Here is a 20,282-nt window from a genome sequence, read left to right as displayed (position 1 = left end):
TGGAAACCATAGCATTGTGGTCCCACCTGATCCCATCTCGAACTCAGAAGTGAAACGCAATTGCGCCGATGGTAGTGTGGGGTCTCCCCATGTGAGAGTAGGTCATTTCCAGGCGCCTAATTTCTCTTTAAGAGAGTCGAAAAAGCCCGTTGCTAACGCAACGGGCTTTTTTCGTTTTTCGCGTGGACTCTTTGCTACAAGAATTATCACTTGAACATGGGAAGGTGTAGGACCGGCTTTAGCCGGGAATGGCTCATGTGTAATATAAGCATCGCGGCTGAAGCACGCTCCTACATAAAGAGGGGGATTTCCGCCATCCGATGTTTAGGGTTAACAAATACCTTGATGGCAAGGAAAAGCCATGGCGGTTAGGGTCTATAGTAGGTGTTGAAATCCTTTCTCTTTAAAGTTGTGCAGTCTAAGCATAACTCTCCGCCAATTTGTTCTGCCTTCGACAAAATAGTATGACAGTAATTGTTATCAGGAACTAAGTGATTTGTATACTTTCTGAGCTTAGTGCCTAGAGCTGTCTTCTTGAATGAACATATTTAGAATCAATTAAATAGGGTGTAAGTGTTGCTATTCATTCATGGGTTACTTATTTTAGCTTCAAATAGTGAAATGCAGATTTAAGGATATTCAATGAAGCTCGAGATGATTTGTACTGGTGAAGAGGTGTTAGCGGGTCAGATCGTTGATACTAATGCTGCCTGGTTTGCCAATACCTTGATGGAGAAGGGCATTGAATGTCAACGACGAATTACCGTTGGTGACCGTCTTGATGATCTTGTCGCTGTATTCAAAGAGCGCAGCACACAAGCCGATATCATCATGGTTAATGGCGGATTAGGGCCAACGAGTGATGATCTCTCTACAGAGGCTATGGCGTTAGCTATGGAGGTTTCTTTGGTAGAGAGCAGTGAATGGCGTATCAAATTAGAAGCTTGGTTTGCCAGAAATAACCGAGTCATGGCCGAAAGCAATCTAAAGCAAGCACTATTACCCGAGGGGGCTGTCATGATCGATAACCCTGTTGGTACTGCTTGTGGCTTTGCCGTCAAACTTAATCTTGCGTGGTTGTTTTTTACACCCGGTGTACCATTTGAATTCAAGCGTATGGTAAAGGAGCAGTTCATTCCTTTCGTCGAGAAACAGTTCGCGCTGTCTGAGCCTGTTTCAGTTAAAAAACTGCTTACCCTTGGCAGAGGTGAGTCGTCTTTGGCCGATGAGTTGGATGTAATTCAACTGCCGGAAGGCGTCACCCTAGGCTATCGTTCTTATATGCCCTATATTGAAATTAAATTGTTTGCGCGAGGCCGGTCTGCTATCAATTCGCTACCCAATATTGAAGCTGAAGTTAAAGCAATACTTGGAAATGGAGTTGTTGCGGAGGATGTTACGACGTTAGACCAGGAGGTTCATGAACGACTCGTTAATTCCGGTCTGAGTTTAAGTGTCGCTGAATCTTGTACCGGCGGGATGATCACCAGTGGTTTAGTCGCGTTTGCAGGAAGCTCTAGCTATCTTCACCACGGTTTGGTCACTTACAGCAACGAAGCTAAGGTTAAGGTGCTTGGTGTTAATCCACAGACTCTGGATGATTATGGGGCAGTATCAATAGCGACAGTAGAAGAGATGGCAAAAGGTACTCGTGGTATTCTCGACAGTGACTATGCACTCGCCACAAGTGGCATTGCTGGCCCTGAAGGTGGAACAGAGGAAAAGCCTGTAGGTACTGTGGCGATAGCACTCGCTACAAAGTCAGGTGTGTACAGTCAGATGGTTAAGTTGCCTGGTCGGTCGCGTGCTCTTGTTAGAGCGTTAAGTACTGCAGTTGCTTATGACATGCTTCGGAGGGAGTTGTCAGGTGATGCTGTGATTGTTGATTACTCCTCTTTCTCTCGTTTCAGTAAGTAACCAAAAATGTTTAAAAATGCCATTAACGAATCACCTCATTAATGGCATTTAAACATCACTTATTTAGCAGATGTTTATCAGTTACTTATCAAAGATTAATTTAAGTTTCCCCGGCTTAACTTCTATTCTCTTGGTCATCTCAGCAATTAATGCCTGATTTGAGTCTGAAGTATCGAGTACATAAACAGGTTGAGTTTCCAGAAAATGGGTTAAGAAGCTCATCATTTGGGGGGCAACCTGTTTGATCGCTTTCTCAATATCTTTTGGATTCGATTCAATACCGATAAGCCTCAGCTGCCTTAAATAGACACTATGGTTTTGGGCATCGTACCAGGGCTCGGCTTCGAAAGTCGTCTTCATCTCTGCGCTAATTGGCAATAATGGGTTTCTTACCTTGACCAGACTGTCGGCGGTAACAGACATGATGTCCGGCTTATGCCCAAGTTTTACATCTATATTATTGATACGCATCTCAATGCCAAAGAGTTGATTACCCTCTTTGACTTCGAAATGTATCTCATCAGATAGATAGCCTTCTAATTCACTCTCGGTAATGCTGTACTGACTGACACATCCAGTCAGTAACAGCGTGAAAAGTGGAATTAGGGATTTTAATATCTTCATCAACCGGTATTTCTCATGCCAGCAGCAACACCTGCAATGGTTAGCATCAACGCCAATTCCACATTGGTCGACGCTTCCTCTTCTTTACGGGTACGGGCCAGAAGCTCTGCTTGCACAAAGTTTAGTGGATCGATGTAGGGGTTACGAAGCGTTACCGACTCCCGGTTCCAGGGGGTATGTTCCATAAGTGCATTAGACTGGGTTAGCTCTAAAACTGCTTTGATACCTGTTGCCAGGCGAGTTCGAAGCGCTGCGCCCAGGTGGTGGAGGTTTTCAGGCACCAGACACGTTTCGTAATATTTTGCTAGGTTTGGTTCGGCCTTAGCATAAACCATCTCCAGCATAGATATACGAGTCTTGAAGAAAGGCCAATCTTGTTCCATCTCCTGTAGTAGTTCCATCTCTCCGCGATCGCTTGCGGCTTGCAATGCTTCGCCAGCGCCTAGCCAAGCGGGTAACATTAAGCGGTTCTGTGACCATGCAAATATCCAAGGGATGGCACGTAGACTTTCGATCCCTCCATCTACCCTGCGTTTAGCTGGTCGGCTGCCTAAAGGCAATTTACCCAGCTCTACCTCTGGGGTTGCTGCGCGAAAATAGGCGACAAAATCCGGCTCGTCTCTCACTATGGAGCGGTAGGCATCGACAGACTCTTCGGCCAGTTTTTGCATACAGGCTCGCCACTCGGGTTTAGGCGCCGGAGGGGGAAGTAGAGTGGCTTCCATTACCGCTGATGTATAAAGGGCAAGGCTTTGAACTGCGAGTTTAGGCAGGCCAAATTTAAAACGGATCATTTCGCCTTGTTCGGTAACACGAATACGTCCATCGACAGAGCTTGGTGGCTGCGAAAGGATTGCCTCATGCGCAGGCCCTCCACCACGACCAATAGTACCGCCGCGACCATGAAATAAGGTTAATTTAACTTCTGCTTTTCTGCTTATCTCAACCAGCTCTTCTTGAGCATGGTATTGAGCCCAGGCGGCTGCCATCACTCCGGCATCTTTTGCCGAATCAGAGTAACCAATCATCACTTCCTGATGGCCCTTGGTGTAACCGCGATACCAATCAATAGCAAACAGTTCTGACATGCAGCCAGATGCGTTATTAAGATCGTCGAGAGTCTCAAATAGTGGAACCACTCTCATCGGGTGGGGACAACCCGTCTCTTTTAGCAGTAATAATACAGCTAAAACGTCTGATGGTTTGCTGGCCATTGAGATGACATAGGAGCCCAGCGCTTGTGAGGGCTGAGTCGCGATAAGCCGACATGTGCTCACAACCTCAGCAACATCATCGCTCGGCTGCCAATTCGATGGGATCAGTGGGCGTTTGCCCGTAAGCTCTCTTAATAGGAATGCTTGTTTTTCACTCTCGTCCCAATGATTGAAATCTCCCATGCCTAAGTAGCGGGTCAGTTCCGCAATCACATCGCTATGGCGCTCGGCATCTTGTCTTATATCTAGTTTCAGCATATGAATACCAAAACAGGCGAGTCGGCGTAAGATATCCAGTAGGAGTCCATTTGCAATTAGGCTCATACCCGAATCGGTCAGACTCTTGTATAGCATTAACAGCGGCTCTTTAAGGTCGCTTTCGTGCCAAATAATCGAATTTAGATCTACCTCGGGCTTATGACCTTCCAGACGTTCATTTAAGTAATCAACGGTGTTTCGTAATTTTAGTCTTAGGTCTTTAAGGACATCTCTATAGGGCTCAAGACTATTATTGGTATATTCCAATAATTCCTCATTGGCCTCTTCCACCGAGAGTTCATTAACGAGTACGACAATATCTTTCAGATAGAGGCGAGCTGCGGTATGACGGTTACGGTCGAGTACCTCCTGGGTGACTTTTGCCGTTACGAAAGGGTTGCCATCACGGTCTCCTCCCATCCAGCTCGAGAAGCGTACCGGTGCAATGTCCGTAGGCAGTTGTTTACCAGTGCGTTCCTCTACCTGTTCGTTGAGTTGTCTGAGAAAGTCCGGGATAGCTTGCCAGAGAGAGACTTCAATGGTGCTAAGGCCCCAACGTGCCTCATCGACAGGAGTTGGTCTTTCGTTTCTGATCTCATTGGTATGCCAAATCTGAGCAATCAATTGACGTAAGCGCAGGTGCTGTTGCTTCTTCTCTCGCTCGGTAAGTTGCGGATTTTCCAATGCCGCCAAAATATCGATCACCGATGAATATTTTTGAATGAGAGTTCGACGAGAGATCTCTGTCGGGTGCGCGGTTAGCACCAGATCGATATCCAGATTATTCAGACAATCGAGCATCTTCTCCTGATCGATATTGCTACTCAATATCCGACCCAAAAGCTGTTCAACCGGATCCGGAACACAGACCAGTTCGTCGCAGTTACGGCTGATGGTGTGGAACTGTTCGGCGATATTCGCCAGATTGAGAAATTGGTTAAAGGCTTTCGCGAAGGGAACCAGCTCATTATCTGGCAGCGCTGTGAGCAGTTTGAGCATCTCCTCTCTGGCTGCTTCATCTCCCTGACGTGAACTTTTTGCGAGTTGACGGATCTGCTCGATCTTTTCAAGAAAAGCATCGTCTAAATTGGTGCGTATTGTCTCACCAAGAATTTGCCCTAAGGTACCCACATTTGACCTTAAAGACGCATACATATCTGCCATACGTGCTCCATACCTGAATTAATGCTAATCAACCACAATACCCAGCGTCTGCGCCTGAGGTCAATACAGCAGTCACAGATAATGTAAACTTATGTGCTCTATATCACTCAGCCGGAGTGCAATGTTTTGAGAGTATGGTTAAGCATAGCTTATTTATTTAAGGGATAATTACGCATACATCATTTGATACATGCATGATAGATAAGCTGTTTTAACAGGGCCTTTGTTTTATCTATATAGGCTATATCGAGGTATTCGTCGGGTTGATGAGCTTGTTCTATGCTGCCTGGTCCTAATACGAGTGTTTGGCAACCTAGTTTAGATATATAGGGGGCTTCGGTGGCATAATTCACGACTTCGGGTGCGTTTGCCGACAATTCTGCAACCAGATGAGTCCAGCTACCATTGGCATCGTTAGCGAATGATTCAGAACCCGGATAAAGAGGAGCAACGTTAATACAGCCTGGATACTGCTCATTGATTGGTGCGAGGTAATTGGTGACCATTTGTTCAAGCTCTTCCAGTGCCAGCCCCGGTAGTGGTCGAATATCGATATGGAGATCGCAGCATCCACAGATGCGATTAGCTGCATCGCCACCATGTATATGACCGAAATTCATCGTAGGGTAAGGAACACTGAAGGCCTCCTCCCGGTAATTATCGGCCAAGTGTTGCTTCAGTTTAAGCAGTTGCCCCATCACTTGATGCATTACCTCTATTGCATTAAGCCCTTTAGCCGGATCGGAGGAGTGTCCGCTTCTACCTGTAACTCTGATACCTTGAGTCAAATGCCCCTTATGCATATACACAGGCTTCAAACTGGTGGGTTCACCGATTATTGCATAGTCTGGTGCGATCGATTTGGCTGCCGCAAATGCCTTGGCGCCATTCATGGTTGTCTCTTCATCGGCACTGGCGAGTATATGTAATGGGCGCTTAAATTGCGCTAGTGGCATATCTTTGATGGCTTCTAATACCAAAGCAAAGAATCCCTTCATGTCGCACGTGCCAAGCCCGTACCAACGATTATCTTTTTCGGTTAATTTGAATGGATCTTGGCTCCAACGCCCCTCATCAAATGGCACTGTATCTGTGTGTCCCGCAAGTAACAAGCCGCCTTTTCCTGTGCCGAAGCTCGCAACCAAGTTATGTTTCTTCCGCGAGTTAGGCACTGGCTGCACCGTACATTGGAAGCCTAAATCATCAAACCAGTTATGCAATAAGTCTATAACACCTTGGTTGCTCATATCTTGATCGGCTTCGAGAGCACTTATTGAAGGGGTTGCAATAAGTTGGCTAAAGCAGCTTTTAAGATCCGGGAGTGTAGTCATAAATCATCCGTAAAATATATATTCAAATATATTGCATAATTAGTTTGTTGTGATAGTCTATCAAACAGCTAAGACAAGCACCACACTACAGCGATTATTATTGAGAGTAAAAATGATGATTTCATATCAAAAAATTAACATAAAGGTTATGTGTACAGACTTCCTGCGACGATAAACTTGTCAAATTGGTATTTCTACCAGGGCTTAAGTTGTGCCCCTCTTTTTTCTTTAAAATATAGCACCAAAATTAAGAAGTCATAGAATATGAAAAGTATTGCTATCATTGGCGCAAGTGGATACACGGGCGCACAAATTACATCTCTCATTAATGCCGATGAAAAGTTGACGATTCAGGGATTGTACGTTTCGGAAAATAGTTTAGATAAAGGAAAGCCTTTGTCTGACTTATACCCAAGCTACAGTCATATTTCACTCTCTCTTTCTCCTCTCTCTGATGAAGCTAAAATGCTAATTGTTGAGCAAGCCGATGCGGTGGTTCTTGCAACCGACCATGCTGTGAGTTTGCACCTGGCTGCATGGTTTTATCAAAAAGGGCTGGCTGTATTTGACCTTAGTGGGGCGTATCGTTTTTCAGATGTAAAGCAATACCCTAAATGGTATGGCTTTAATCATGAATATCAAGAAGTTCTTTCCGATGCCGTCTACGGGTTGGCGGAGTGGAACGGTGAGCAAATCGCTAGCAGTAAGATGATTGCTGTTCCCGGCTGTTATCCGACTGCATCGCTAACTGCACTGAAACCTATCGGGTCATTTTTAACTGATGCATTTCCGGTGATTAATGCTGTCAGTGGTGTAACCGGTGCAGGTAGAAAAGCTCAGTTGCATACCAGTTTCTGTGAGGTGAGTTTAACCCCGTATGGTGTGTTGGGTCACAGGCATCAACCTGAGATCGCAACTCAGCTGGGACAAGAGGTCATATTTACTCCTCATCTTGGAAACTTTAAACGTGGAATTTTGGCGACGATTACGGTGCAGCTAAAACCTGGTACCACAGAAGCGGATGTCGCTGCCGCATACTCTGTCTATGATGGTGCCTCACTCATCACTGTTAAACAAAATCAATTCCCTAAGATCGATGATGTTGTAAATACTCCAAACTGCCATCTGGGATGGAAGTTCGATCCAGAGACTAATTATCTCGTTGTCGCGAGTGCAATTGACAATTTGATGAAGGGGGCCGCAAGCCAAGCTCATCAATGCATAAAGATTCATTTTAATTATTAATTTTCAGTTTCGCGAGAGAGTAACGACTATGTCAGTAAATAAAAGCACGTTAGTACTAAAGGTTGGTGGTGCCCTGATGCAATGCGAAATGGGTATGGCCAGACTGATGGAGACGGCGGCAAAGATGATCGCTAACGGACAGCCCTTGATCATGGTTCATGGTGGAGGTTGCTTGGTAGAAGAGCAGTTAACTGCGAATGGCATGGTTACAGAGAAACTGGATGGCTTGAGAGTGACTCCAAAGGAGCAGGTCCCTGTCATTGTTGGAGCATTAGCCGGAACATCCAATAAGATCCTTCAGGGAGCTGCAATAAAAGCGGGTGTAACCTGTGTTGGTATGAGCTTAGGTGATGGCGATATGGTTTCAGCTAAAGTTAAGGATCCACGTTTAGGTTTTGTTGGTGAGGTCAGCCCGAAAAATGCAACATACCTTGAGTTCATTCTATCTCAAGGATGGATGCCGATAGTCAGTTCTATTGCCATAGATGCCGCGGGTCAGTTACTGAATGTTAATGCCGATCAAGCGGCTACAGTGCTAGCCAAGCTTGTCGATGGCAAGCTGGTTCTACTCTCAGATGTATCGGGTGTTTTAGATGGTAAGGGACAATTAATTAATAGCTTAAACCGTGCCCAAGTCGAAGAGTTGACTCATATCGGTGTTATCGAGAAAGGAATGAAAGTTAAAGTTGAGGCTGCATTGGAAGTGGCTGAATCGATGGGACAGCCGGTACAGGTGGCTTCATGGCGTCATGCGGAACAATTGATTGCGTTATCAAATGGCGAAGCGGTCGGAACACAGATCCAGCCTGATTAGCCTCTGATTCAAGACAAAGTTTAGGATGGTGAATCAAGTGTCATGAAGCACCGCCACCCTATAGACATAATAGTGTAAGGCTTGGTTAGCATACCCAGCCGCAGGAGAACAGCGAATGAACCATCTACTCTCGATAAAAGACTTAAGTCAGGATCAGCTCAAAGATTTGTTGGCACTGGCTAAGAAGATTAAGACTAATCCGGCCGAATACCGTAATGCACTGGATGGGAAGAGTGTGGTTATGCTATTTGAGAAGCCCTCTTTAAGAACCCGCGTTAGTTTTGATATCGGTATTAATAAGTTGGGAGGTCATTGCCTCTATTTAGATCAGCAAAATGGCGCGCTAGGTAAACGGGAACCCGTATCAGATTTTGCTGCAAATATTTCCTGTTGGGCCGATGCGATTGTGGCGAGAACCTTTCTGCATTCGACGATTGAGGGGCTGGCAGAACACGGCAGCGTGCCGGTGATAAACGCCTTATCCGATCTATATCACCCTTGTCAGGGATTAGCCGATTTCTTAACTCTGTCTGAGAAATTTGATGATGTCAGCAAGGTCAAACTGGCATACGTGGGTGATGGAAATAATGTGACGCATTCACTCATGTATGGGGCAGCTATTTTAGGTGCAACCATGACAGTTATCTGTCCACCGGGACAGTTCCCAGACGGTCAGGTTGTTGTGGAAGCTCAAGCATTAGCGGCTCAGCATGGCGGGAAGTTAATACTCACTTCGGAGATTGAAGATATTGCTCAGCAAGATGCTATCTATACTGATACTTGGATCTCTATGGGAGACGATACTAACCTGGATGATATTGAGGCTAAATTTAAACCATATCAAGTTAATGCCGAGATGATGGCGAAAGCGGGTGCTAACTTCTTTATGCATTGTCTGCCTGCATACCGTGGTGTTGAAGTGACTGCCGATGTGGTCGATGGCGAAGGTTCACTCATCTTGCAACAGGCTGAAAACCGCATGCATGCACAAAATGCAGTGTTGGTGACTTTATTAGCTAAGTAGCAGGCAAGATAGCCCATATACCTCTTATTGAAGCTTTCGATAAGACAAGTGAAAGAATTAGGATAGAAAAATGACTATTGAAACAAAGAAAACAGATGTGAAGAAAGTGGTTCTGGCGTATTCGGGAGGCTTAGATACATCGGCGATTATTCCCTGGTTGAAAGAGGCCTATGATAACTGTGAAATCATCGCCTTCTGTGCCGATGTGGGCCAAGGTGATGCCGAGCTGGAAGGTTTGCATGAGAAGGCCATCGATTCCGGTGCATCTGAATGCTACATCGTAGATCTGAAAGAAGAGCTGGTGGCAGATTATATCTACCCGACTATTGCTACCGGCGCGATTTATGAAGGGACCTATTTATTAGGTACCTCAATGGCCAGACCGATTATCGCTAAGGCGCAAGTTGAAGTTGCACGTAAAGTCGGCGCCGATGCCGTATGTCATGGCTGTACCGGAAAAGGTAACGATCAGGTACGTTTCGAAGGTTGCTTTGCAGCCCTTGCGCCAGATCTCAAGGTGATCGCCCCTTGGCGTGAGTGGGAGATGGTTAGCCGTGAAGATCTGCTGGACTACCTTGCCGAGCGTAATATTGAAACAACAGCCTCCGCAACTAAGATCTATAGCCGTGACGCGAATGCCTGGCATATCTCCCACGAAGGTGGTGAGCTGGAAGACCCATGGAATGAGCCAACTAAAGGTGTTTGGACTATGACAGTCGCGCCTGAGGATGCACCGAATGAACCTGAGTATGTGTCATTAGAGCTGGAGCAAGGCAAGATCACTAAAGTTAATGGTGAATCGCTCTCTCCTTACGCGGCGCTTATGGCATTAAATGATATCGCAGGTGCCCATGGAGTTGGCAGAATCGATATTACCGAGAATAGACTCGTGGGAATGAAATCCCGTGGCTGTTACGAAACTCCAGGTGGCACAGTTATGTTTGCCGCATTAAGAGCCATCGAAGAGTTGGTGTTAGATAAGAGTAGTCGTGAGTGGCGCGAGCAGATTGGTGCCCAGATGGCTCACCTTGTTTATGATGGACGTTGGTTTACGCCATTATGTGAGTCCTTACTCGCTGCATCAACACCTCTTGCTAACCTGGTCAATGGTGAAGTGGTGATTAAACTCTATAAGGGTCAAGCTCACGCGGTGAAGAAGCGTTCAGCCAATAGCCTCTACTCAGAAGAGTTCGCGACATTTGGTGAAGATGATGTCTATGATCAGAAAGATGCCGAAGGTTTCATTCGTCTTTACTCTTTAGCCAGCCGTATCAGGGCATTAAAAGCTAAATAAGTATTAGTTTTAACGATATTTCAGTTACTAAAAATCTTCACTGTTTAGAAGAATTAATTCAGTCATTATTAAAGAGTGGGGCCCAGAACCTCACTCTCAGTTAATAAAAAAGAGGAAGTCAGCATGGCATTATGGGGTGGAAGATTTAGCCAGGAGAGTAGCGCGCTATTTAAATTATTCAATGACTCATTGCCAGTTGATTACCGCTTGGTCGAGCAAGATATTGTCGGCTCAATCGCTTGGGCTAGTGCGATCACCCAGGTGGGAATTTTGTCTGAAGGTGAGTGTCAGCAATTACAGCAGGCATTAAAAGAGCTATTGGCCGATGTGGAAGAGAAGCCGGAGCTTATTCTGGCATCGGGTGCCGAAGATATTCACAGTTTTGTCGAGCTCTCTTTGATCGCTAAAGTCGGAGATCTTGGAAAGAAGCTTCATACAGGGCGTTCCCGGAATGATCAAGTGGCAACCGATCTTAAGCTTTGGTGTAAGAAAGAGGGTCTGCAACAGCTGGTATTATTAAAGGGTTTAAGACAGGCGCTACTCGATCTTGCTGAAAGAGAACTTGACGCAGTTATGCCTGGTTACACACATCTTCAGCGTGCACAACCTGTGGCTTTCGGGCATTGGTGTTTAGCCTATGTAGAGATGTTTGAGCGTGATATCAGTCGTTTAGAAGATGCGCTTAAACGTGCTGATACCTGTCCTCTGGGAACCGGTGCACTAGCTGGTACTGCATACCCTATGGATAGATATAAGCTGGCGGAATCCTTAGGTTTCGCGTCGCCTACACTCAATAGTTTAGATACGGTGTCGGACAGGGACCATGTGGTTGAGATCTGCAGTGATGCTTCAATTAGCATGATGCATCTAAGTCGTATGGCGGAAGATCTTATCTTCTTTAACAGCGGTGAAGCCGGTTTCATCGATCTCGATGATGAAGTTACATCTGGATCTTCGCTCATGCCACAAAAGAAAAATCCAGATGCTCTTGAGTTGATCCGTGGTAAAACTGGGCGGGTTTATGGCAGCCTTATCGGTATATTAACCACCATGAAGGCATTGCCTTTAGCCTATAACAAAGACATGCAGGAAGACAAAGAGGGCTTGTTTGATGTGATGGATAGCTGGGCTATCTGCCTCGAAATGGCCGCATTAGTTCTCAGTGGCTTAAAGGTTAATCGTGACAATACGCTAAGTGCGGCGCAGCAGGGCTATGCCAATTCTACCGAACTTGCCGATTATCTTGTTGCCAAAGGTATGCCTTTTAGAGAAGCGCACCATGTCGTCGGTGAAGTTGTTGTTAAAGCGATAGCGCAGAAGAAACCTTTAGAGGACTTTGAGTTGAAAGAGCTGCAATCATTTGCAGATATTATCACAAGTGATGTGTACGACTGTCTGACAATTGAATCATGTCTTGAGAAGCGAGAAGCACTAGGCGGAACGGCTTTGCCTCAGGTTAGAGCCGCATTGGCAACAAAATTAGCCGCAGCAGAGTAGAAGTTAAAAAAATATACAATTAAATTAAGTCTGACTGTCAAAAATAAGTCGTTAATTTTTTTGAGTTAATAAAAAGCGCGATGGAGATTTTACTCTATCGCGCTTTTATTTTTATAAGCTTGGCTGAAACTGGTCGCTTGCTAACTCTACTGGAACAGTTCCTCAGTGGAGTCTTCGATGAAAATGTCATTCACCTCTTCAGCTTCAGTTGCGAATTCTTTAGGTTCTGTGCCAGATATAAAATACTCAAACCTGCTGGTGTAATCTGTTTTGCGACTTAACTTTCCGGTTGCCAGATCTATTCTTACAGAGACGATACCTTCCGGCGGAGTCGTCGGAACTTCAGGAGTACCGGACAGAGCATTTTTCATGAACTCATTCCATCCGGGTCCAGCGGTCTTTGCTCCAGCCTCTGCAGCAGAAATTTGATCTTTTGCGGCATTCGCATTCCAGCTGGTTCTGCCAAGCTCCTTACTATGATCATCGAAGCCTACCCAAACCGTTGTGGCAAGCTTGGGGTTAAATCCACTAAACCAGGTGTCTCTGGATTCGTTGGTTGTCCCCGTCTTCCCGGCTATATCATGTCTTTTTACAACTCTTGCTGCTCGCCAGGCCGTACCATTCCAGCCAGTCCCTTTGCTCCAGTTTCCGCCGCCCCAGATAACACTCTTTAATGCATCGGTGATCAGGAATGCCGTTTGTTCAGAGATGATTTGAGGTGCATATCGACTGTCTTTACCACCACAACTTTGCTCTTTTACTTCAGCCATTGGAGGCTGTAACTCATCTGCCATAGAGGCAAAAGGATCATCTTTGTCTGCTTCTAACTGCTCAGGTTCAGGCTTACAGGCAAGTGTCGGATTCGATTGTTCGAGGACCTGTCCGTAAGAATCTTCAATGCGTTCAACAAAATAGGGTTCGACTCGATATCCACCATTAGCAAAGGTAGAAAATGCTGTAACGACTTGAAGTGGAGTTACTGAGTTTGAGCCTAATGCGATTGACTCGTTTCTAGGGATATCTTCGGCATCGAACCCAAATTTAACTAAATAATCGATAGCCATATCCAGACCGGTATACCGCATAGTCCTGACAGACATTACGTTTACAGATTGTGCTAGCCCGACACGTAATCTGGTTGGCCCTGTATAGCGGTCTGGTGAATTTTTAGGACGCCAAGCTGTACCTTGTCTGGTATCGGCGTTATTAATCGGTGCATTGTTGATTAAGGTCGATAGGGTATAGCCTTTCTCCATAGCCGCGGTATAGATAAAGGGTTTGATATTTGAACCTAGTTGGCGTTTAGCCTGAGTGACGCGATTGTATTGGCTGGTATGGAAACTAAAACCACCGACCAGAGAACGTATAGCACCGTCATGAGGGTCGAGGGAGACTATTGCACTGGCAACTTCAGGAATTTGAGCCAATTGCCAAAATTCCCCATTATTGCGAATCCATACCTGTTCACCGACGGCGATCACTTCTGAAGCCATTTTAGGGGCTTTTCCCTGACGCTTATTAGAGATGAACTTACGCGCCCATTTCAGTCCTTGCCAGTCAATCTCCAACGTTTCACCTTTGGAGGTGAGCACTTGAACGCTTTGCTCACCCATACTTATGATGGCAGCGGGCTCTAGACCTTGGAATGCTTTGGTCTGTTTTAGACGGGCAATAATATCTTGATTATTTAGTGGTGTATCAGTCCAAAGCACGGCTTTAGGGCCGCGGTAGCCATGTCGTTCATCATAGGCATAGACATTGTTTCTCAGCGCCTGTTGAGCCTCTAGCTGAAGCGTGGAGTCAATGCTGGTGTAGATGTTGTAACCACCGGTATAAGCTTCCTCTTCGCCAAATTTATCGACTAAGTAGTCTCTTGCCATCTCCGATATATAGGGTGCATAGAGATTGATTTCTGCGCCGTGATATTTTGCAGTTATGGGAGCTTGAGTCGCTTCTGAGTACTGAGTTTGAGTGATGTTTTGTTTTTCTAACATGCGACTCAATACCCAATTTCGACGATTCATCGCTCTTGCTGAATTGCGAATCGGATTGGCCGCCGAGGGAGCCTGAGGCAGGCCTGCTATCATTGCCATTTCTGGTAGGGTTAACTGATCTAACTCTTTACCATAGTAGACCTGTGCGGCTGCACCGACGCCATAAGCACGATTACCGAGGAAAGAACGATTGAGGTACAGCTCTAAAATTTCCTCTTTAGATAATGCCTTTTCAATTTTTATTGCCAGAAATATCTCTTTGATTTTTCGAATATAGGTTTTTTCATTGGAAAGGAAGAAGCCTCGAGCCACCTGCTGGGTAATGGTGCTCGCCCCTTGGCTCTTTTTACCTGTGGTTAAAAGTATGAATGCTGCACGAGTGATGCCTATCGGGTCAATACCGTGGTGCTCGAAAAATCTGGCATCTTCCGTATCTAAAACAGCATCGATAAGAAGCGGGGGGACATTTTTAAACTCAACAGGAATTCTTCTCTTTTCGCCAAATTGAGAGATCAGCTTGCCGTCACTACTGTATATGCGTAGTGGGGTTTGAAGTTTTACCGTTTTTAACGTGTTTACGTCAGGGAGTTCCGGCAACACATAAAAATAGGCTGCAGCAATGGCGCCAACGCCTAAAAGAGCTAGGCTGAATAGAGCAATAATAATACGTTTTAACCACTTCACCGAAATATTCCAAAATTTTTTGCAAGGCCAATAGTATATAAGGTGCTTGAGCATTGGTGAAGTTAAAAAAGGTTGTCAAAAAAATGGCAATTGTAAAAGCAAGAAACATTCTGTACAAATATCTATAACGAGTTGATTTTGTGCTAATCTAATTCTTGAAACAATAACAAAAAAGTGACGATGGACTATGCTTTCAAAATTATGGAAGCGTCAGGCTCCGCAGATGGTTGGAATCGATATCGGTTCTCACGAGATAAAGGCAATACTGCTGAGTCAGACGGCTGATGGTTATAAAATTGTAAGTCATGCTGCGGTGCCCGTGAAAAAGGGGGCCGTTAATGATCACGAGATCCGAGATGTTGATGCGGTCGTTGAGTCTTTAAAGCAGGTTAAACGCATACTTCCCAAGAGCGCTAAATTTGCTTCAGTTGCAGTTTCCGGTTCTGCCGTTATGACAAAGGTCATCTATATGGATGCATCCCTCAGTGAAGAGGAGATGGAGAGCCAGATTGAAATCGAGGCTGATAATCTTATTCCGTATTCGCTCGATGAAGTCAGTATCGATTTTGAAACCTTAAATGTGAATAGTACGGACCCGACTAAGGTCGATGTTCTGCTCAGCGCGTGTCGGACAGAGAATATCGATGCCCGGGTCGATGCCCTCGATGATATAAATCTTGAAAGTAAGGTCGTCGACATAGAAGGTTATGCATTGGGAAGAGCCTATGAGGTTGTCGCCGCTCAATTACCTGAGGGAGCCGAAGGCAAGGTTGTTGCCTTAGTCGACATCGGTGCAAATATAACCACATTTGCTGTCGTCGAAGATGGTGAAACAAGCTTTGTGCGTGAGCAGGCTTTTGGTGGAGAGCAGTTTACTCAATCGATTCTCTCTTTTTACGGGATGTCACACGAACAAGCCGAAAAAGCCAAATTGGAAGGTGATTTGCCGCGAAATTACATGTTTGAGGTTTTATCTCCTTTCCAAACTCAGCTATTACAGCAGATCAAGAGAACATTACAGATATATTGTACTTCCAGCGGTAAGGATAAAGTCGACCATATTATCTTGTGTGGTGGCACATCTAAGCTTGAAGGGATGGCAAATTTATTAACGAATGAGTTAGGTGTTCACACCATCATAGCGGATCCATTTCAGGGATGCCTACATGCCGATGATAAAGTGAAAAGCCAACTGCAACCGGATATTGGCAAATATATGGTTGCCTGTGGTCTAGCGCTGAGGAGTTACTCTCAATGGCGAACATAAATCTTTTACCCTGGCGCGAAGAAGCGAGAGAAAAGCAAAAGAGAGATTATATTGGTATATTAGCGTTAGTTTTTCTTGGATCTTCACTGATTATTTTTCTTTCATTAAGTGTAATTGACATGATGACGGATAATCAAAGGTCGAGAAATGCCTATCTGCAGAGTGAGATTCAGCTTCTGGAAAAACAGATCGCCGAAATAAAGCAAATACGAACACGGAAGAAAGATATTGAGCGTCGTACTGAAATTATTTTAAATTTGCAGCAATCCAGAAATTTACCTACCCACGTGTTAGATGAGCTCGTACGTATCGTTCCACCTGGAATTTACCTTTCCAGTATTGAAAAGAAAGGTAGCTTGTTGTGGATAGAGGGGCGAAGTGAGTCTAATAATAATGTGGCAAACATGATGAGAAAGGTGAAAACATCTAAATGGCTGCTGGATCCTAATATGCAGTCCATTGTTGCTCACAACGAAGAATTGAGACAGTTACAGCGATTTAGCTTGAAAGTGACGATCAGCGAAGCTGATAGTGCAAATACTTCAGACCAGGGAGCGAGTAAATGAACCTTGAACTGAGTCAATTTAACGATATCGATTTTGAAAATATTGGAGGTTGGCCTCCACTCGTTAAAATTGTTTTTGCTGCTATATTGTCAGTATGTATCTTCGTTGCCAGCTATTTTTTATTTATTTCCGATGCGATAGATACGCTAAACTTCGAGCAACAAAAAGAAGTCACATTAAGAGATGACTTTAAGTCTAAATACCGGCTCGCGGCTAACCTGAAGCTCTATCGTGAACAGTTAGCTGCAATGGAAGTTCAGTTTGCCGAACTACTTAAGATGCTGCCATCTAAGAACGAAATGCCGGGTTTACTCGATGATTTAACCTTTGTAGCTACAGACTCAGGGTTAAAGATTGAGAGTTTGGATTGGCGGGAAGTGATCCCAAGAGATTTCTATTATGAATTTCCCATCAGCATGACTGTAAGCGGTGAATATCATGAACTCGGTCAGTTAGTCAGTGGTGTGGCTAAGTTACCGCGGATTGTGAGCCTACATGATTTCGTTATTAAGAAGTCTGATACCGGCGGCTTAGGGATGGAGATACTGGCAAAAACCTATCGCTTTAAAGAGGGAACAGATTTACCTGCCGACTTGAAAAAAGCGAAGGGGAAATAATAATGAAACTTCTTCCTTTATTAGTTTTTAGCTTTTTTTTGGTAGGCTGTGTTGGCGATCGAAGTGATTTAGAGCTATTTGTTACTACGACGAAGGCGCAACATGTGGCACATATTCCACCATTGAAAGTACCACCTAAATTTGAACATTTTGAGTATCAAGCCGATTTAATGCGTAGCCCCTTCGTTCCTCCTTCACGGGAATTAACGGAGGAGATAATAGATACCACAAAGGACTGTTTACAACCCGATCTTAAGAGACGTAAAGGGCGTTTAGAAACTTATGCCCTGGATAACTTAAAGATGCGTGGGACATTAAGTGAAGTTGAGAGCATCTGGGCCTTAGTAGAAACGAATGATGGTAGTGTTTATCGTTTAGGTATTGGAGAATACTTGGGGCTATATCATGGAAGAATTGCTAAAGTTACACCACAAACAGTCGAAATAATTGAATTAATTCCAGATGGTTCTGGTTGCTGGACGGAAAGACTCAGCAACATAGAACTAACTGGGAAATAACAAGCGAAGGATGAGGGAATAATGGAATCTTCTGCCGCGAATAAAAACTTTTTTAATATGTCAGCTCTTTTTAGAGTCGTTGTTAGTTTAGCGCTAATTTCTGCAGGAACATCGTATGCGATGGCTGCGAATCGCCTGGTGGATGTAAAGTACCACTCTATCGTTGACCATCAGTTAGAGCTTCAATTGATTTTTGAAAATGAAATCATAGAGCCAGAAATAGAGCTAAATGCATCCCCAGCTGAAATTATTCTTGGCTTTAATGATAGCGTATCAGGCTTAGAAAAAGAGTCTCTGCCAATTAATACTGTTGGGGTCGAGACTATTGAGGTTAAGCAGGATAACAGTGTTATGCAGGTTGTGGTTACACTGGATAAGGTTAAAGCTTATCAAGGTAAACTTGCCGGTAATGTTTATAGTCTGACTATTAATGACGAGGTGGCGAATAGCGCCACAAAAGAAACAAACCCATTTATCAATGCTGTTGATAATATCGATTTTAGAAGAACCTCTGAAGGTGGGGGCGAACTGTTGGTTAAGCTGAACAATAGTTCTGTGGCAGCGAATGTTGAGCAGGTGGGAGCTAAGCTTGAATTGAAGCTGTATAACACTGAAATTGCTTCAGAGTTGCTCTATGTGATGGATGTTCAGGACTTTGCCACGCCTGTGAGAAGCTTTGAGACCTTTAAGGATGAGTTGACCACCCGTGTGCTTATCGATATCGCCGGAAACTATGAGTTTAACTATAAACAAGAGGGAAGCCTGTTTCGGTTAAGTGTGACTGAGGTTGAGCGAGTCAATGTCGTCAAAAAAGAGAAAAAATATGATGGGCGCTCTTTATCGCTGAACTTTCAAAGTATCTCAGTTAGAACTGTTCTTCAGATCATTGCCGATTATAACGATTTTAACTTAGTGACCAGTGATACGGTCGAAGGTGATATTACTTTACGTTTAGATGATGTTCCCTGGGATCAGGCTCTGGATCTTATCTTGCAGACGAAGGGGCTTGATAAGCGCATTGAGGGGAATATCCTGATGATCGCTCCCAGTGAGGAGTTAGCAATTCGCGAGAGTCAGCAATTAAAGAATTTGCAGGAAGTTAAAGAGCTTGCACCGCTATATTCTGAATACTTACAGATAAATTATGCCAAGGCGACTGATATTGCGGAGCTATTAAAGAGTGACGATTCCAGCCTGTTGTCGACCCGTGGTAGCGTAGCGGTCGATGAACGTACCAATACACTATTGGTAAAAGACACCGAAGATACATTAGAAAATGTTCATCGATTAATTGAGGTCCTGGATATTCCAATTCGACAGGTGCTCATCGAGTCTCGCATGGTGACAGTAAAAGATGATGTCTCTGAGGAACTTGGTATCAGGTGGGGAGTAACAGATCAGCAGGGCGATAAAGGTACTTCCGGAAGTCTGGAGGGAGCTGAGAGTATTTCAAACGGCATAGTTCCTGCTCTTGTTGACCGGTTGAATGTGAATTTGCCGGCATCTACCGGCTCTGCGAGAGTTGCATTCCACGTGGCTAAGCTGGCCGATGGAACGGTTCTCGATATGGAGCTGAGTGCGTTAGAGAAGGAAGATAAGGGGGAGATCATTGCCAGCCCCCGCATCATGACCTCTAATCAAAAAGCTGCTTATATTGAACAGGGTGTTGAGATCCCCTACCTGGAGGCAAGCTCGAGTGGTGCCGCTACGGTTAGCTTTAAGAAGGCTGTGTTGTCACTGCGTGTAACACCTCAAATCACACCGGATAATAGGGTGATACTGGATCTGGAAATTACTCAGGATTCTCAAGGTAAAGTCGTTTCAACACCTTTAGGCTCAGCGGTTTCTATCGATACTCAACGAATTGGAACTCAGGTTCTGGTCGATCATGGTGAAACTATTGTGCTTGGTGGTATCTATCAGCAGCAATTGATTAACCGAGTGAGTAAAGTTCCTGTCTTGGGAGATATCCCCTTTGTCGGCTTCCTGTTCAGGAGTACAACGGATGAGAATAATAGACAGGAGTTATTAATTTTCGTGACTCCAAAAATTATTTCTGAAGACCTCTAAAGAATTAATATTTGATGAGAAGGCCAGTGCTTATAGCGCTGGCTTTTTCTATCCAAAAGACTAATTTTACAGAATGTGAGCATCACTACTTGCCTTTAATGGTGTTTAACTGAGATAATCACTGGTCAAGTCTCATTAGAGCAAGGTAACATTTAAGGTCGGTTCTATTTTTCGAACCGGCGTC

15 protein-coding genes and 1 rRNA gene are annotated in these 20,282 nt (G+C 44.7%); 12 read left to right on the top strand and 4 right to left on the bottom strand.

The window, feature by feature from the left end; translation table 11 throughout:
* Both rrf and EKG39_RS16450 read left to right on the top strand, forming a co-directional pair.
* Window positions 1-114: ribosomal RNA gene (rrf, locus tag EKG39_RS16455) — 5S ribosomal RNA — on the top strand; the annotation flags it as partial.
* 528 nt (window positions 115-642) lie between these two features.
* Window positions 643-1,917: a CinA family nicotinamide mononucleotide deamidase-related protein gene (locus tag EKG39_RS16450; protein WP_126507069.1), complete on the top strand. Its 1,275-nt coding sequence runs from the start codon at window positions 643-645 to the stop codon at window positions 1,915-1,917.
* A gap of 81 nt (window positions 1,918-1,998) precedes the next feature.
* Here EKG39_RS16450 and EKG39_RS16445 read toward each other — a convergent pair whose 3' ends face one another.
* From EKG39_RS16445 to argE, 3 genes are all read right to left on the bottom strand, one after another.
* Window positions 1,999-2,541, bottom strand: a complete 543-nt coding sequence (locus tag EKG39_RS16445) for a YceB family lipoprotein (protein ID WP_126507068.1) — start codon at window positions 2,539-2,541, stop codon at window positions 1,999-2,001.
* The gene (ppc, locus tag EKG39_RS16440; protein ID WP_126507067.1) at window positions 2,541-5,177 is read right to left on the bottom strand and encodes a phosphoenolpyruvate carboxylase; all 2,637 of its coding nucleotides are present in this window, start codon (window positions 5,175-5,177) and stop codon (window positions 2,541-2,543) included. The genes EKG39_RS16445 and ppc overlap by 1 nt, the downstream gene beginning before the upstream one ends.
* A 179-nt stretch (window positions 5,178-5,356) precedes the next feature.
* Window positions 5,357-6,508, bottom strand: coding sequence for an acetylornithine deacetylase (gene argE, locus EKG39_RS16435; protein WP_126507066.1), 1,152 nt, complete (start codon window positions 6,506-6,508; stop codon window positions 5,357-5,359).
* A 264-nt stretch (window positions 6,509-6,772) separates the two neighbouring features.
* On the opposite strand from argE, the gene argC reads away from it, so the two are divergent.
* The 5 genes from argC to argH all read left to right on the top strand — a co-directional run bounded on the left by argC (window position 6,773) and on the right by argH (window position 12,382).
* Window positions 6,773-7,753, top strand: a complete 981-nt coding sequence (gene argC / locus EKG39_RS16430; RefSeq protein ID WP_126507065.1) for an N-acetyl-gamma-glutamyl-phosphate reductase — start codon at window positions 6,773-6,775, stop codon at window positions 7,751-7,753.
* Window positions 7,754-7,781: 28 nt separating this feature from the next.
* Entirely contained in the window at window positions 7,782-8,567 is a 786-nt protein-coding gene (gene argB / locus EKG39_RS16425; RefSeq protein WP_126507064.1) for an acetylglutamate kinase, read from the top strand.
* A 115-nt stretch (window positions 8,568-8,682) separates the two neighbouring features.
* Window positions 8,683-9,591 carry an ornithine carbamoyltransferase gene (locus tag EKG39_RS16420; RefSeq protein ID WP_126507063.1) on the top strand — a complete coding sequence of 303 codons (909 nt, stop codon included), beginning with the start codon at window positions 8,683-8,685 and terminating at the stop codon, window positions 9,589-9,591.
* Between the two features lie 70 nt (window positions 9,592-9,661).
* Window positions 9,662-10,885, top strand: a complete 1,224-nt coding sequence (locus tag EKG39_RS16415; RefSeq protein WP_126507062.1) for an argininosuccinate synthase — start codon at window positions 9,662-9,664, stop codon at window positions 10,883-10,885.
* A 123-nt stretch (window positions 10,886-11,008) separates the two neighbouring features.
* Complete coding sequence (gene argH, locus EKG39_RS16410; RefSeq protein ID WP_126507061.1) at window positions 11,009-12,382, top strand: argininosuccinate lyase; 1,374 nt, start codon at window positions 11,009-11,011, stop codon at window positions 12,380-12,382.
* Between the two features lie 146 nt (window positions 12,383-12,528).
* On the opposite strand, the gene EKG39_RS16405 is transcribed toward argH, so the two are convergent.
* A complete protein-coding gene (locus EKG39_RS16405; RefSeq protein ID WP_126507060.1) occupies window positions 12,529-15,060 on the bottom strand; it encodes a penicillin-binding protein 1A in 2,532 nt (843 codons plus the stop codon).
* 187 nt (window positions 15,061-15,247) lie between these two features.
* Here EKG39_RS16405 and EKG39_RS16400 point away from each other — a divergent pair, with 187 nt between their 5' ends.
* From EKG39_RS16400 to EKG39_RS16380, 5 genes are read left to right on the top strand one after another with little or no spacing between them, the layout of a single operon-like run.
* Window positions 15,248-16,327: a pilus assembly protein PilM gene (locus EKG39_RS16400; protein ID WP_126507059.1), complete on the top strand. Its 1,080-nt coding sequence runs from the start codon at window positions 15,248-15,250 to the stop codon at window positions 16,325-16,327.
* On the top strand, window positions 16,315-16,893 hold the full coding sequence (locus tag EKG39_RS16395; RefSeq protein WP_126507058.1) for a PilN domain-containing protein: 579 nt from the start codon (window positions 16,315-16,317) through the stop codon (window positions 16,891-16,893). The genes EKG39_RS16400 and EKG39_RS16395 overlap by 13 nt, the downstream gene beginning before the upstream one ends.
* The gene (locus EKG39_RS16390) at window positions 16,890-17,510 is read left to right on the top strand and encodes a type IV pilus inner membrane component PilO (RefSeq protein ID WP_126507057.1); all 621 of its coding nucleotides are present in this window, start codon (window positions 16,890-16,892) and stop codon (window positions 17,508-17,510) included. Before EKG39_RS16395 ends, EKG39_RS16390 begins: the two co-directional genes overlap by 4 nt.
* Before the next feature lie 2 nt (window positions 17,511-17,512).
* A complete protein-coding gene (locus tag EKG39_RS16385; protein ID WP_126507056.1) occupies window positions 17,513-18,028 on the top strand; it encodes a pilus assembly protein PilP in 516 nt (171 codons plus the stop codon).
* A gap of 21 nt (window positions 18,029-18,049) precedes the next feature.
* Window positions 18,050-20,098, top strand: coding sequence for a type IV pilus secretin PilQ (locus EKG39_RS16380; RefSeq protein WP_126507055.1), 2,049 nt, complete (start codon window positions 18,050-18,052; stop codon window positions 20,096-20,098).
* Window positions 20,099-20,282: the final 184 nt, after the last annotated feature.

Origin of the sequence: Shewanella atlantica, assembly GCF_003966265.1 — a bacterium.
Taxonomy (GTDB): Bacteria; Pseudomonadota; Gammaproteobacteria; order Enterobacterales; family Shewanellaceae; genus Shewanella; species Shewanella atlantica.
The sequence above is the reverse complement of the archived record's forward strand: the minus strand, read 5'-3'. Positions and strand labels throughout refer to the sequence as shown.